Genomic DNA, 950 nt, shown 5'->3' with positions numbered 1-950 from the left:
CACGATGCCGGATCGAGCCACCGGTAGGTGATGCAATTCATCGTGAAACCCCATGGGGAATCCGACGATGAGCACCGGTGCGCCCAGGTCGATGTCCCGCTCCAGTTCCAGCATCTCTTCGGATGGAAAGGCGTGCCAGACCGCCTTGTCCGGCATCTGCTCCCGCCGGAGCTTGAAAGTCGCGACGTCGACGTCTCCCGCAGCGTCCCTTCCCTGTCTCCACACCGCGGTGCCACCTTCATACAGAGGAAGAACGGCGTTGGTGACGGTCGCCAGGTTGTTGCCGTCCGTATGGAAGTCCACCTGCACCAGGTCAGGATAGTGACCGCTCGACGGATCGATGAACACATGCCGGCAGGTGACCAGAAAGACTTCTTCGCCGCGTTGCTGCAGGAAGCCCGTGGCGCGCGTCAAGGCTCGACCGCCCTGCGAGGTGCCAAGCCGGACCACAGCGAGCAGCAACGGATCAACGGATTTCATCGCCGGCCGTAGAGGCCGGAGCAGGCGTCGGCTCTCCTCTTTCGCTGCCCCGGGCCGTCGTACGCGCGGCGAGCTTGACCAAGTACATCGCTGCGTCTGCCTTCCTCACGAGGTCCTCCGCCTGGTCACCGTCAGCCGGAAAGTTGCTGGCGCCGATGCTCACGCCCTGCGACAGGACCGTACCAGCCACTGTCCACGGTCGAGCAACGGCCGCGACGATCTTGGAGATCAGGCGTTCGACGCCGTCGCTTGGAACGTTCTCCGCAATGATGACGAACTCGTCGCCACCGATGCGACAAACGGTGTCGCTTGCTCTCAGCGTCGCCTTGAGGACGCCGGCCACGTGCAACAGCAACTGGTCGCCGACTTCGTGCCCGAGTCGATCGTTGGTCGTCTTGAAGTCATTGAGATCCAGGAAGAGCACCGCCAGCGGCGTCGAGTTCCGCTTGGCGAGTTCGAGCTCGTGGGTC

Annotated in this window: 1 protein-coding gene and 1 pseudogene; both read right to left on the bottom strand. The window is 63.4% G+C overall.

The window, feature by feature from the left end; genetic code table 11:
- Window positions 1–480, bottom strand: a pseudogene (locus ACTJKJ_RS27285) (serine protease); the annotation flags it as partial.
- A partial coding sequence (locus ACTJKJ_RS27280; RefSeq protein WP_440823320.1) for a diguanylate cyclase domain-containing protein occupies window positions 467–950 on the bottom strand: 484 nt, incomplete at its 5' end. The gene ACTJKJ_RS27280 and the pseudogene ACTJKJ_RS27285, both read right to left, overlap by 14 nt.

Source organism: Roseateles sp. 22389 (genome assembly GCF_052044995.1).
In the GTDB taxonomy this organism is placed as follows: Bacteria; Pseudomonadota; Gammaproteobacteria; order Burkholderiales; family Burkholderiaceae_C; genus Roseateles.
Note: the sequence above shows the minus strand (reverse complement) of the source record. Positions and strands in the feature narration are given on the sequence as shown.